The following is a 12,581-nucleotide window of genomic DNA, read 5'->3' on the forward strand; positions in this document are numbered from 1 at the left end:
AGGGTTATAATGCAATTAATCGTTCGAAATAGTTTGAAATGCAATGACAGGAAGAGTAGGTTATAGGAAGCTTTCAGAGAGAAATCCCCATAGGCTGAAAGGGATTTTAAGCTGAATATAACTGAAGTGCATCCTTGAGCACTGAATCGAAGTTTAGTAGACTTCAGCGGGTATGCCCGTTACAGCATTGAGGTATGTTGGTACCAATATTGATGAGATATCATGTTTTTTGCATGATAAGCAGAGTGGAACCGCGGAAGTGACAGCTTCTGCCTCTGTAATGGAGGCAGAAGCTTTTTTATTTTTCAGAATCCGGAGCTGAAAAATAATTAAAAGGGAGGTTTGAATATGAACTCAGTAAGCTACTTTGATTCAATAGCACCAAAATGGAATGTTATAAGGAGTGAATATTTCGAAGAGAAGTTAAAATATATTGCCCTTTCGAAATTTGATATAAAGGATAAAATATGCGCAGATCTTGGATGTGGTACAGGGTTTATATCACAGGCATTATCCCTGGAGGCTAAAATCGTTTTCTCAATAGATAGCGCTAAAAACATGTTAAGGGAGCTGCATAACACTGCAAGGGCCAGGGAAATGAACAACATCTATCCTATAAAGGGGTCAATGGAGGACTTACCTCTATTTGATAATTCAATAGATGCAATATACACCAATATGGCATTGCACCATGTGCCTGACGCCAAAAAAGCCATTAATGAAATGTACAGGGCTCTAAAAAACGGAGGAACAGTTGTAATTACAGACGTTGAAGAGCATAATGGAGAGTGGGCAAGGGAAGAAATGTTCGATGTATGGCTTGGTTTTTCCCATTCACAGATAATGGATTGGATGAGGGAAGCAGGTTTTAGCGATATAGAGGTTAAAAGTACAGGATTAAAATGCAAGGGATATTCAAGCAAAGGAGAATATACTGAAACAGGAATTTTTATTGCATCAGGAATAAAGAGGGAGGAATAATATGAATTTTGAATCTTTGTTAATACACGGGGGAATTGATGGAGATGAGCACACAGGTGCCGTAAACGTCCCGATATACCAAACTTCAACCTACAGACAGTCGGCCCTTGGAGTTCACAAGGGATATGAATATTCAAGAACAGGAAACCCAACAAGACATGCCCTTGAAAAGCTTATCGCAGAGCTCGAGGGTGGATATGCAGGGTTTGCCTTTGCATCGGGAATGGCTGCGATATCGGCAGTTTTAATGTTGTTTAAGAGCGGAGATAAAATCTTAATTTCAAACAACCTTTATGGTGGAAGCTACAGGGTACTTGACAAGGTGTTTAAAAACTTTGGCCTTGAGTATGAAATTGTAGATACGAGCAGTGGAAATCTTGTAGAGGAGAGGATCTCTGAAAGGGTTAAAGCGATATTTATAGAGACACCAACCAATCCATTGATGACAATCACGGATATAGCTGAAATTACTAATATTGCTAAAAAGCATGGAATAATGGCTATCGTGGATAATACCTTTATGACGCCATACCTTCAAAGGCCAATTGAGCTTGGGGCAGATATTGTGGTTCACAGCGCCACCAAATATCTCGGCGGCCACAGTGACCTCGTTGCAGGGCTTGCAGTTGTAAACGGCAGTGAGCTTGCAGAAAGGCTTCACTTTATTCAAAATTCCACCGGTGGAGTTTTATCTCCCTTTGATTCATTCCTTCTTATCAGAGGAATAAAGACCTTATCTGTAAGGCTCGACAGGCATATGGAAAACGCTATAAAGGTAGCAGAATATCTTAGAGGTCACAAGTTGGTTGAAAAGGTTTATTTTCCTGGTTTTAAGGATCATCCCGGTTATGAAATACACAATAAACAGGCAAAGGGTCCAGGTGCAATGATATCCTTTGTGATTAAAAAGGGATATGATATTAATAAATTCTTCAAAGGTTTAAAGCTCATAACCCTTGGTGAAAGCCTTGGAGGGGTTGAATCCCTCATATGCCATCCTGCTACTATGACACATGCATCCATTCCATATGAGGTAAGGCAGGCTGTTGGAATAGTTGATAATCTGGTTAGGCTTTCTGTTGGAATTGAAAATGCTCAGGATTTAATAAAGGATATTGAAAATGCATTAAGGGAGGAATAAAAATGGTTAAGGTTGAAAGCTTTGAATTGGATCATAGAAAGGTAAAGGCACCATATATAAGAAAGGTTGGCGCTTATAGAGGTGAAAAGGGAGATATAATCACCAAGTTTGATTTAAGGTTCATGCAGCCAAATAAGGGTGCAATGCCAACTGCTGCAGTACACACAATTGAACACCTTCTTGCAGGCTACATGCGTGAAGAAATGGATGGAATAATTGACATTTCACCTATGGGCTGCCGTACAGGTTTCTATATGATTGCATGGGGTGATAGAACAGTGGAGGAAGTAAGGCCTGCACTTATATCTGCCCTTGAAAAAATAACAAGCACAAAGGAAGTTCCTGCAGCAAATGAGGTTCAGTGCGGAAACTACAGGGATCACTCACTGTTTTCTGCAATTGAATATGCAAAGCTGGTACTGGAAGGACTGAAGTAGCATGAACTATATCAACGATATAAGGGAGTATATAGGAAAAACTCCACTTCTAAAGCTTAACAATATGGGAATTAAAGAGGGAATAAACCTATTTGCAAAGCTCGAGTATTTGAATCCCGGAGGAAGTGTTAAGGACAGGATTGGAGTATATATGATCCGGGAGGCAGAAAGGCAGGGGATTTTAAGGAAGGGCTCAACAATAGTCGAGGCAACTGCAGGAAATACAGGGCTTGGAATTGCCCTTGCTGCAATAAATAAAGGATATAGAGTTATATTTGTTGTCCCTGAAAAATTTTCAATTGAAAAGCAGCTTCTTATGAAAGCCCTGGGCGCTGAAATTATAAATACCCCAAGGGAGCTTGGAATGCAGGGGGCCATTGAAAAGGCAGAGGAATTTTTAAGAACAATAGACAATTCCATATCCCTGAAGCAATTTGAAAACCCTGCAAACTCCCTTGCACATTATGAAACAACAGGGCCGGAAATATTTGACTCCCTTGATGGTAAAATAGATTACTTCGTTGCGGGAGCAGGAAGCGGAGGTACTTTTACAGGAGTTGCCAAGTATCTTAAGGAAAGAAAACCGGATGTGAAGGCTATAATAGCTGACCCTGAAGGCTCTACCATGGGCGGAGGGTGTGAAGGCTGCTATGCAATTGAGGGAATAGGAAATAACTTTATTCCAAAGACCCTTGATATGGGCCTGGTGGATGGATTTATAAAGGTAAGGGATGATGAGGCCTTTGCACTTGTAAAGGAGCTTGCCAAAAGGGAGGGACTCATAGTTGGCTCTTCCTCAGGCGCGGCCCTTGCTGGGGCTTTGAAGCTGGCTGAAAAGATTGAGAAAGGAAATATTGTGGTTATTTTTCCCGATAGAGGAGACAGGTATTTCAGCAAAAACTTATATTGATGCTTATAGGACAATGCAATCAGTTTAGAAAATCAAAATGGTACTATCAAAGCGTTTGAATTTGATAGTACCATTTTGATTTTGAAATATGATTATTAACTACTATAGACCTATTTTAAAACTCAAGGCAAATTTGGCTTAGTGTCCCGTAATTATAGCTGCGGTGAAGAAGCTTTATTTTTAACCTGGCGAATTGTAACTGTATTAATTTTATAGTTAGAAGGTTTCAGCCAACCTTACAGCCTTTTCAACTGCAGCAGCCTTGATCTCATTAGCTTTATCAGGCGTTGCGTTCATACCTTCCACAATAATTGATTGTTTATCTGTAACGCCGATAAAGTTTAAAATTGTACTTATATATCTGTCACCCATCTCAAGGTCAGCAGCGGGACCGGTGGAGTATACTCCTCCTCTTGCCTGGATGTGGAGGGCTTTCTTTCCATTTAGAAGTCCAACGGGACCTTCTTCTGTATACTTAAATGTCTTGCCAGCGACACACATAACATCCAGATAAGCCTTCATCTTTGGAGGTATTGTGAAGTTCCAAAGTGGAGTAACGAAGACATATTTGTCAGCTGACATAAACTGTTCAAGCAGGCTGTTCATCGTAGATAACTTTTTCTGCTCTTCTGAAGTGAGACTTTCAAAGGACGCCCCCTGTGCCAGCTTTCCCCATGCGCTGAATACAATCTCATCAATAAGGGGAATATCCATTTTATAAAGGTCCAGGGTTATTACTTCATCCTCTGGATGAACCCTTTTATATTTTTCTATAAAAGCATTTCCCACTGATAAACTATAGGATTCCTCTATAGACTTTGGGTTTGCTGTGACATATAGTACCTTTGACATTTTTATATCCTCTCCTTTGTTTTTGTTTTTAAATATGAAATCATTTTTATCGTCTGCTCTTTTATTAAGAATAAAATTTGAATTGAATAAAAATACTATATTATATATTAATAAATTATTTTATTAAAAAATATTATGTAGTTACTTTATGTAAGTATAATATAACAACCTACTTACCTTTGTCAAGTAAATATGATAAAATAACTTTGGGGGTTGATTTGATATGGAAAAGTTTCAAATGTGTCCAAAGTTTGAAGCGGCCTTTGAACTATTGGGTAAAAGATGGACGGGACTTATTATAAGGTCTTTGCTGACCGGTGCCAAGAGATTTTCGGATATACAGGAGATTATACCTAATTTAAGTGCACGTATGCTTGCAGAAAGGTTTAAGGAATTGGAAGAGCATGGTATTATAGTTCGCAAAGTTTACCCCGAAATTCCCGTACGTATAGAATACGAGCTTACGGAGAAGGGTAAGGATCTTGAAAAAGCAATGGATGAAATTCAAAAATGGGCAGAGCGATGGACATGATAGGCTAGATTTATAACGATGCCTTTAAAAATACTTCTTGTCGTAATGCAGATGCAGAGAGGCTTACAGCATAGTGAAGGAATATGATTGTGAAGTCGAAAACAAGGCGAATGAAATGTTTATAAGTTTGTGTCATGAAATATGATGGTCGGGCTTTTAGCCCGACCATCACTATTGCCCTTTTAAATTGCTTCATTTATATTTCGCATATGCTTCTTCATATACGTTTAAAGTTTGTGCAGCAGTTTTATCCCATCCAAAATCCTTTGATCTTTCATATCCCCTTTCAGCTATATCGTTTCTTAAGGTTTCGTCTTCAAGGACCCTTTCAAGAGCATCTATAAGCTCCTCAGTATCAAAGGGATTTATGAGGATTGCCCCGTTACCAACTACCTCAGGTATTGAGGAAACGTTTGAGGATATAACGGGGGTTTTACAGGACATGGCCTCAAGGGGTGGAAGGCCAAAGCCTTCATAAAGTGAAGGATAAACGAAGACTGTGCAGCTGTTATAAAAATAGGGTAGATGCTCATATGGAATATACCCTGTGAAAATCACCTTATCATCAATTCCAAGGGTTTCACAGAGTCCCATTAGGTATGAATGATCATCCTTTGATGGTCCTATTATTACAACCTTGTAATTCGTTGAAAGTTTTTTGTGTATTCTAGAGAAGGCAACAAGTATTGATTTAACGTTCTTTCTAGGGCTGAAACCTCCAAGGTATAATATAAAGTCATCTTCGATATTATAGTTTTTCTTCAAAAATTCCTTTGCATTGGACCTATCCATTGGCCTGAAATAATCATCTGCAGCAAGGGGAGTAACCTTTATTTTCTCCTCCTCCACATCGAATATCCTCATAATATCCTTCTTCGAGTATTCCGATACCGTTATTATCATATCCGAATTTTGTATAATCTGGGGCATCTGAGCTATGAACCTTTTTAAATATCCCCTTCCAACGGTCTCGGGCATGATATATGGTATAAGGTCATGTATCGTTGAAATGTATATGCAGCTTTTCTGGGACGAAAGGCCAATGCCGTTTTGAGGTACATGATATATATCAATACCCCTGTTTTTCAGGTTTTCGGGAATAAAATATTCCTCAAAAAATTTGTGGTGCTTTTTTGAGGCTATGCTTATCTTTATATTTCCATTTTTAGATATTTCCCTGTAGTTGGTTCCCCACCAGTATATAAAATACTCGTTTGAAGTGTCATATTTTAATATATATTTCAAAATCTGTTGAGTATATGTTCCAATACCTGTACCTGAATACCAGTTAGCACCTCTTGCGTCTATTCCAACCTTCATCTATTCACACCCCATAATTTTCAATCTATATATTATTAATATTATTTATACTTACTCTTTGTGCATAATATCCCTAATGTTTATCACATTTAGTGGGTGCATTCATATTATAAAATAGAATTTAAAATTTGCAGCGATATTTGGAGATGATCAAATGGAAGAACTTAAGAAGCTTCTGGAAAGCAGCTATAACATAGAGATCCTGAGCATAGAAAAGATTAAGAACGTTTACAAAATAAAAACGGAGGATGGGTACAAATGCCTTAAGTTTTCAAAGTATGATATAAACCAGTTTAATTTTATTATTTCTGCCATAGATCATCTTTTAAGAAGGGGATTTAAAAATATTCTTCCCCCTTATTCAACTCAAAAGGGTGATAAATATATAAAGCTTGATGGAGGATATGGATTTTTAACCGATTGGATAGAATCAAGGGAGGCAAATTTTAAAAATTCTGCAGAACTTAAACTTTGTGTAAAGACCCTCGCAGAATTTCATCTTTCATCGAGGGGATTTGATTTTCCAGAGGGGGCAAAGGGGAGAAATTATTACGGGAGATGGATAAGGAAGTTTAAAAAAAGATGTGATGAACTTTTATATTTTAAGGCCCTTATAAAGTCAAAGGATAGCCTGTCTCAGTTTGACAACATATATTTAAAATATTTCGATGTCCATTATAAACAGGCCCTTAAGGCAATTAAAGACCTCGAGGAATCAAATTATCTTGAGATTATGAAGGGGCATCAAGCCCTGGGGGGATTCTGCCACCATGATACCGCAAACCACAATTTCTTAATTACAGATGATTTTATAGCATTTATGATAGACTTCGACTACTGCATATTCGATTCTCACCTGCATGACCTTTCAAGTATAATAATCAGAAATTTAAAATATGGAAACTGGGACTTTGAAAGGCTTCAGTTTATTCTTGATATCTACAGTGAGTTTATTCCGGTAAACATCGAAGAGCAGTATTTGATATTCTGCTTTATGGAGTTTCCCCAGGACTTCTGGCAGGTGGGACTCCAGTACTACATTGAAAAACAACCCTGGGGAGAGGATTTCTTCATTAAAAAGCTTAATAGAATCGTAGGTGACAGCAGGGATAGGATTGATTTTATTGAGAAATTTAGAGCAAGTTTAATGGAGGGTAGCAATGCTTAAAGAGAAACTTGGGGATGTTGAAGCTGGTGTAGATGATATAAAAGCAGAAACGGATGATGTAAATAATAAAGAAGAGGGTAATGGCAGGGAACCGAATGATAGTTGCGATATATATGATGAAAAAATCGAGAGGCTTAAAAACGATATAAAAAATCTTAAAAGAATAAAAAGGCAGCAGAAGAGGCTTGAAAAGCTGGAGGAGAAGAGGGAGGAAATTGTAAGGGAAATAAATGAAAACAGATTGAGGGAAGTAAGGCACAGAGAGAAAAGGGAAAAAAAGAAGAAAAGGCACTGATGGGGGGATAGAAATGAATATAAAGGAATCATATAATTTGAATCCTAAAAGAATTATCAAAGTTAATGACGGATATCTTCTTCAGCTTTCAAAGGTAAAGCTTGTGCTGAGCCATGTTAGCTATAAGGAGTGGGAAATTCAATGTGCTTCTGAGATTATAAATCGTCTTGTTTCAAAGGGATTTACAAACATAATCATTATAAGAAGAAATAGAGAAGGTAAGCCCTTTATAAATGAGTCAAACACCCTTTATATATTGACCGATAATGCAGAGGAATTGAGGTTTAAGCTGAACAGCAGGGAAAATGGAACTGCTATGGCGGAGGTTCTTGCTCATTTTCATAACGCTGCAGAGGGATTCACTCCTCCCCCTGGAGTAAAAATGAAGGTACGATGGGGAAAGAAAATGGAAAAGTGCAGAAATTTGACGATGAGGATTGAAAAGTTTGTTGATTATATCAGTGATAAAAAAAACTTAAGTGAGTTTGAAGCATACGCAAAGCCATATGCTCAGGAACTTTTAAGAAGGGCGAAGGCTTCCATGAAGATTCTAAAATCCATGGACTATATAAAGGGCCTTGAAAGCAGCATGAAGAGGAAAGAAGTGTGTATCAATGCAATTTCAAACAACACCGCCAAACTCTCAGGGGGACGGTTAACAATAACAAAGGTTTTCGATATCGCATACAACATGGTTGAAGAGGACGTTGCAGCGCTTATTAAAAAGCTTATTGAAGAAACAGGGGATAAGGGTGTGTATGATTATGTATTATCCACATACTGTAGGATAAGGAATGTGGATGAAAATTCAAGGAGAATAATAAGGGCCCTCGTTTCCTTCCCCTTTGATTCAATAAAAACTATTTCAAAGTATATGGATCATATGGATAGGGGGGAGGAACTGCTTAATAAGTTTAAAAAATATATGAAAAACGAGTATAAGACGGATATATTGGAGGTGTAACAGTGGAATATAGATACAGGGATAAGGCATATCTATCCAAATATTTTCTTGATACGGATCTTTTTGACAATTACGATTTTTTAGTCGAGGATGCAACTCCAATACGTACAATATATATTCTTAAAACCGATAAGGGTATGAAGATATTAAAGAAGGTCGATTATGGAACAGAGGAAGTTATGTTTTTATACAATTCCCTGAATAAGATAAGAAGGAAATACCCATATGTGGTAAACTTCAAGGAAACCATATTCGGAAAGCCCTATGTGGAATATGAAGGAGGAATTTATACTGTAATTGACATAATAGAGGGAAGGGAGTGTATATTTGAAAATCCCATAGACCTTTTAAAGGTATCAAAGGCCCTGGCAAAGCTTCATATTGCAGGGGAGAATATAGAGGTATATAACGGCAAAAGGAATCAACTGGGCAAGATGATAGATAAGTTCAGGGAAAAGGCAAAATCCATGGAGGTATATAGGGATATTGCCAATATCCATATAAACAAGAGCGAGTTTGACAGATTGTACCTTGAATATGCGGACTATTATATAGGATGCATAAAGGATGCTTCAAAGCATCTTGAAAGATCGCCCTACAGGGAGCTCTGCATGACATCACATACTCTATGCCATCACGACCTTGCACACCATAATATCTTAATAGGAAACGATGACAACGTCTACTTCATAGACTTTGACTACTCAGTGATAGATCTTCCGTATCACGACCTTTCCAACATTATCACCAAGGCTATAAAGCATAATGGGTGGAATATAGAAATTTCTGATTCAATAATGGAGGCATACATGTCTGAGAAGAGGCTTTCAAAGGAAGAAATAAGCGTCCTATATGGATACCTTCTCTTTCCCCAGGATTTCTACGATATATCGTCCTTCTACTACATGAGAACAAGAAGCTGGGATGAGGATGAGTTTGTGGATAAACTTAAGAGAAAGGCTGGGTATAAGGAGGACAGGGAGAGGTTCTTAAAGGAATTTAAGAGGAAATGGGTGGATTAACATCTGGTCTAAAATGGAGATCTCAAAAGATATGTGTAAACTTTAGATGCTGGCCCCTGTAATCAAGGGGCCAGTCCTTTTTATATACGTAATGTTTTTATTGTTAATTTTATCCACATTATTAACATATTTATCCACAAACACCTGTTTATGGTTTATGGTATTGAGGGGCGGTTAGTTAATTAACCGTCCCTATGTCCCTTCTGAAATACATTCCTTCAAAATGTATTTTGTTTATATCTTCATATGCCCTGGAAGTTGCTTCCTTTAAGGTTTCACCTGTGGCCGTAGAGCAGAGCACCCGTCCGCCGGTTGTTATCAAATTATTGTTTTCATAGGATGCTCCTGCTATAAATATTTTATTTTCTGCCTTGCATATTCCTTTAATTTCAAACCCCGTTTCGTATTTTCCAGGATAACCCTTTGAAGCTCCAACTACACAGCAGGAAAATTCATCCCTCCATTCAATATTAAAGCATGATAATCGCTTATCAAGGGCCCTTAGGATTAGCTCAACAAAATCGCTTTTCATAAGGGGAAGAACCGCCTGGGTTTCCGGATCGCCCATCCTGACGTTGTATTCAAGTAGATATACCCCTTTTTGAGTTATCATTATTCCAAAGAAAATGATTCCCGTATAATCCATGCCCTCTGATTTTATTCCCTTAAGGGTGGGTTCAAGTATGTTCCTTATAAATTGCATGGAAACCTCTTCATTGAAGTATGGATTTGGGGCAATGGCTCCCATTCCCCCGGTGTTTGGTCCCCTATTTCCATCATATATGTTTTTATAATCCTTTGAGGATATGAAGGGGAGTATTGTTAATCCGTCGGTTATGGAAAGAATGGAAGCCTCAACCCCTTCAAGATATTCCTCTATAACAACTCTTTTACCCGATCCGTTAAAAATATCCTTCTCCATAAATGCCGTTAACACATCTTTAGCCTCATTATGATTTTGGCATATTACCACACCTTTTCCTGCTGCAAGGCCATCAGCCTTTATTACAACCGGGTAGCTGCATTTATTTATATAATTTATAGCATCTTCCAAATCCCCAAAACTTTCATATTCTGCAGTTTTGACGCCGTATTTCTTCATGAACTCCTTTGCAAAAATCTTGCTTCCCTCAAGCTTTGCAGCATGCCTTGAAGGTCCAAATATCTTAAGGCCCTCAAGCTTGAATCTGTCAACTATGCCATCAACCAGGGGCCCTTCAGGACCAACTATCGTGAGGTCTATTTTTTCATCCTTTGCAAACCTGACGAGATCATCTATTTCCTTTATATTTAGGTTTACGCACTTGTATTCATCCTTTGTGCCGCCGTTTCCTGGAGCACAGTATATACTTTCAACGAGGGGGCTTTGAGATACCTTCCAGGCAATGGCATGCTCTCTGCCTCCGTTTCCAATTATAAGTATTTTCATATTATCACCACCATCAGTGTTTAAAATGTCTCATCCCGGTTAAAACCATGGATATTCCATACTTGTCGCAGGCCTCTATTGATTCCTTATCCCTTATTGATCCTCCCGGCTGCATTATAGCCTTAATGTTATATTTCGCAGCCTCTTCTACAACGTCGCTAAATGGGAAAAAGGCATCAGAAACAAGGACTGAACCGTCCCCGGCTCTATCAAGGGCCTGGCATGCTGCCCATATTCTGTTTACCTGTCCTCCTCCAATTCCCTTTGCCTGGCCATCTTTTACAACAACTATGGCATTTGATTTTACATATTTTACAATCTTCATACCAAATATCATGTCCCTCATTTCCTTTTCCGTTGGATGTAATTTTGTTACAACGTTCAGAGTGTCAAGAAGTTTTCTATCAGCATCCTGCACTAGAAGGCCGCCGTCAACGGTTAATAGCTCAACCTTATCCTGTGGTTTTACGCTGCATTTAATGATCCTTAAATTTTTCTTGGCCTTTAGCACTTCAAGTGCATCATCGTCAAATTCAGGGGCTATTACTATCTCCAGGAATACCTTAACCATTTCCTCCGCTGTTTTCCTATCGACTTTTCTGTTAAAGGCAACTATGCCACCAAATATTGATATTGGGTCACATTCATAGGATTTTACATATGCCTCATATACAGTTTCTCCTATGGCAGCACCACAGGGAGAATTGTGCTTAAGGGCACAGCAGGCGGTTTCTTCAAACTCATTTACAACCTTCCATGCAATGTCCATATCCCTTATGTTGTTATAGGAAAGCTCCTTTCCATTTAGCTGAACAAAATCCTTCACAGAGCCCTTTTCTGATGTGGACACATAATAGGCTGCCCTTTGGTGAGGATTTTCACCATACCTTAAATCCATCATCTTCTTATATGAAATGGTGAAATAATCAGGGTATTCACCTCCAAGAAGGAAGCTGCTTATGGCAGCATCGTATGCTGACATAAGATTAAAAACCTTTCCAGCGAGATATTTTCTTGTATTGTAGTCAACATCCCCTGATTTTTTAAGCTCACTAATTATTCTGTCGTAATCATTTACATCTGTTAAAACCACAACATCCTTGAAGTTCTTTGCAGCAGCCCTTATCATTGTGGGACCGCCAATATCTATAAACTCAACCTTTTCCTCAAAGGATATTTTTTCATTAACCTTATCAAAGAAGGGATACAGGTTTACAACAACCATATCAATTGGTCTTATTCCCTTGCCTTTTATAACTTCCATATGATCTTCCTTATCCCTTATTGCAAGGATTCCTGCATGAATGGATGGATGAAGGGTTTTAACCCTTCCGTCAAGTATCTCTTCAAAACCTGTAACTTCTGAAACCTCAATTACATCTATACCATTTTCCCTGAGATACTTGTAGGTTCCCCCCGTCGATATTATTTCAACTTCCATGTCTAAAAGAAACTTGGCTAAATCCAACACCTTGTCCTTGTTATATACACTAATAAGGGCCCTTTTAATCATTAAAATCCCTCCTGATT

At 38.3% G+C, this 12,581-nt stretch carries 13 protein-coding genes and 1 other annotated feature; of the genes, 9 read left to right on the top strand and 4 right to left on the bottom strand.

The features are described from left to right. Positions 1-34: 34 nt before the first annotated feature. Positions 35-280: a binding site (T-box leader), on the top strand. A 68-nt stretch (positions 281-348) separates the two neighbouring features. The 4 genes from EDD71_RS03260 to EDD71_RS03275 are packed head-to-tail and all read left to right on the top strand — an operon-like array spanning position 349 to position 3,469. Next, complete coding sequence (locus tag EDD71_RS03260) at positions 349-981, top strand: class I SAM-dependent methyltransferase (protein WP_133627312.1); 633 nt, start codon at positions 349-351, stop codon at positions 979-981. A gap of 1 nt (position 982) precedes the next feature. Further along, a complete protein-coding gene (locus EDD71_RS03265; protein ID WP_133627313.1) occupies positions 983-2,122 on the top strand; it encodes a trans-sulfuration enzyme family protein in 1,140 nt (379 codons plus the stop codon). Positions 2,123-2,124: 2 nt separating this feature from the next. Then, positions 2,125-2,559 carry an S-ribosylhomocysteine lyase gene (locus EDD71_RS03270; RefSeq protein WP_133627314.1) on the top strand — a complete coding sequence of 145 codons (435 nt, stop codon included), beginning with the start codon at positions 2,125-2,127 and terminating at the stop codon, positions 2,557-2,559. A gap of 1 nt (position 2,560) precedes the next feature. Further along, positions 2,561-3,469, top strand: coding sequence for a PLP-dependent cysteine synthase family protein (locus tag EDD71_RS03275; protein WP_133627315.1), 909 nt, complete (start codon positions 2,561-2,563; stop codon positions 3,467-3,469). Positions 3,470-3,685: 216 nt separating this feature from the next. On the opposite strand, the gene EDD71_RS03280 is transcribed toward EDD71_RS03275, so the two are convergent. Further along, entirely contained in the window at positions 3,686-4,321 is a 636-nt protein-coding gene (locus tag EDD71_RS03280; protein ID WP_133627316.1) for an FMN-dependent NADH-azoreductase, read from the bottom strand. Between the two features lie 223 nt (positions 4,322-4,544). Between EDD71_RS03280 and EDD71_RS03285 the strand changes: the two genes are divergently transcribed. Beyond that, positions 4,545-4,853: a winged helix-turn-helix transcriptional regulator gene (locus tag EDD71_RS03285; RefSeq protein ID WP_133627317.1), complete on the top strand. Its 309-nt coding sequence runs from the start codon at positions 4,545-4,547 to the stop codon at positions 4,851-4,853. Between the two features lie 192 nt (positions 4,854-5,045). On the opposite strand, the gene EDD71_RS03290 is transcribed toward EDD71_RS03285, so the two are convergent. Then, the gene (locus tag EDD71_RS03290; RefSeq protein WP_133627318.1) at positions 5,046-6,173 is read right to left on the bottom strand and encodes a glycosyltransferase family 4 protein; all 1,128 of its coding nucleotides are present in this window, start codon (positions 6,171-6,173) and stop codon (positions 5,046-5,048) included. Positions 6,174-6,327: 154 nt separating this feature from the next. On the opposite strand from EDD71_RS03290, the gene EDD71_RS03295 reads away from it, so the two are divergent. From EDD71_RS03295 to EDD71_RS03310, 4 genes are read left to right on the top strand one after another with little or no spacing between them, the layout of a single operon-like run. Continuing rightward, on the top strand, positions 6,328-7,341 hold the full coding sequence (locus tag EDD71_RS03295) for a CotS family spore coat protein (protein ID WP_133627319.1): 1,014 nt from the start codon (positions 6,328-6,330) through the stop codon (positions 7,339-7,341). Next, positions 7,334-7,636: a hypothetical protein gene (locus tag EDD71_RS03300; RefSeq protein ID WP_133627320.1), complete on the top strand. Its 303-nt coding sequence runs from the start codon at positions 7,334-7,336 to the stop codon at positions 7,634-7,636. Before EDD71_RS03295 ends, EDD71_RS03300 begins: the two co-directional genes overlap by 8 nt. 13 nt (positions 7,637-7,649) lie before the next feature. Then, positions 7,650-8,600: a protein kinase family protein gene (locus EDD71_RS03305; protein WP_133627321.1), complete on the top strand. Its 951-nt coding sequence runs from the start codon at positions 7,650-7,652 to the stop codon at positions 8,598-8,600. Positions 8,601-8,602: 2 nt separating this feature from the next. Next, entirely contained in the window at positions 8,603-9,622 is a 1,020-nt protein-coding gene (locus EDD71_RS03310) for a CotS family spore coat protein (protein WP_166636321.1), read from the top strand. A 178-nt stretch (positions 9,623-9,800) separates the two neighbouring features. Here EDD71_RS03310 and purD read toward each other — a convergent pair whose 3' ends face one another. Together purD and purH are read right to left on the bottom strand one after the other, a co-directional pair. After that, positions 9,801-11,051, bottom strand: coding sequence for a phosphoribosylamine--glycine ligase (gene purD, locus EDD71_RS03315; protein ID WP_133627323.1), 1,251 nt, complete (start codon positions 11,049-11,051; stop codon positions 9,801-9,803). A gap of 13 nt (positions 11,052-11,064) precedes the next feature. After that, the gene (purH, locus tag EDD71_RS03320; protein ID WP_133627324.1) at positions 11,065-12,564 is read right to left on the bottom strand and encodes a bifunctional phosphoribosylaminoimidazolecarboxamide formyltransferase/IMP cyclohydrolase; all 1,500 of its coding nucleotides are present in this window, start codon (positions 12,562-12,564) and stop codon (positions 11,065-11,067) included. Positions 12,565-12,581: the final 17 nt, after the last annotated feature.

Source organism: Fonticella tunisiensis (assembly GCF_004364155.1).
GTDB classification, from domain to species: Bacteria; Bacillota; Clostridia; order Clostridiales; family Caloramatoraceae; genus Fonticella; species Fonticella tunisiensis.

Bases quoted from the DNA above. Each gene is read 5' to 3' on its own strand.
- EDD71_RS03260 (WP_133627312.1), top strand. From the start codon at position 349: ATGAACTCAGTAAGCTACTTTGATTCAATAGCACCAAAATGGAATGTT.
- EDD71_RS03265 (WP_133627313.1), top strand. From the start codon at position 983: ATGAATTTTGAATCTTTGTTAATACACGGGGGAATTGATGGAGATGAG.
- EDD71_RS03270 (WP_133627314.1), top strand. From the start codon at position 2,125: ATGGTTAAGGTTGAAAGCTTTGAATTGGATCATAGAAAGGTAAAGGCA.
- EDD71_RS03275 (WP_133627315.1), top strand. From the start codon at position 2,561: ATGAACTATATCAACGATATAAGGGAGTATATAGGAAAAACTCCACTT.
- EDD71_RS03280 (WP_133627316.1), bottom strand. From the start codon at position 4,321: ATGTCAAAGGTACTATATGTCACAGCAAACCCAAAGTCTATAGAGGAA.
- EDD71_RS03285 (WP_133627317.1), top strand. From the start codon at position 4,545: ATGGAAAAGTTTCAAATGTGTCCAAAGTTTGAAGCGGCCTTTGAACTA.
- EDD71_RS03290 (WP_133627318.1), bottom strand. From the start codon at position 6,173: ATGAAGGTTGGAATAGACGCAAGAGGTGCTAACTGGTATTCAGGTACA.
- EDD71_RS03295 (WP_133627319.1), top strand. From the start codon at position 6,328: ATGGAAGAACTTAAGAAGCTTCTGGAAAGCAGCTATAACATAGAGATC.
- EDD71_RS03300 (WP_133627320.1), top strand. From the start codon at position 7,334: ATGCTTAAAGAGAAACTTGGGGATGTTGAAGCTGGTGTAGATGATATA.
- EDD71_RS03305 (WP_133627321.1), top strand. From the start codon at position 7,650: ATGAATATAAAGGAATCATATAATTTGAATCCTAAAAGAATTATCAAA.
- purD (WP_133627323.1), bottom strand. From the start codon at position 11,051: ATGAAAATACTTATAATTGGAAACGGAGGCAGAGAGCATGCCATTGCC.
- purH (WP_133627324.1), bottom strand. From the start codon at position 12,564: ATGATTAAAAGGGCCCTTATTAGTGTATATAACAAGGACAAGGTGTTG.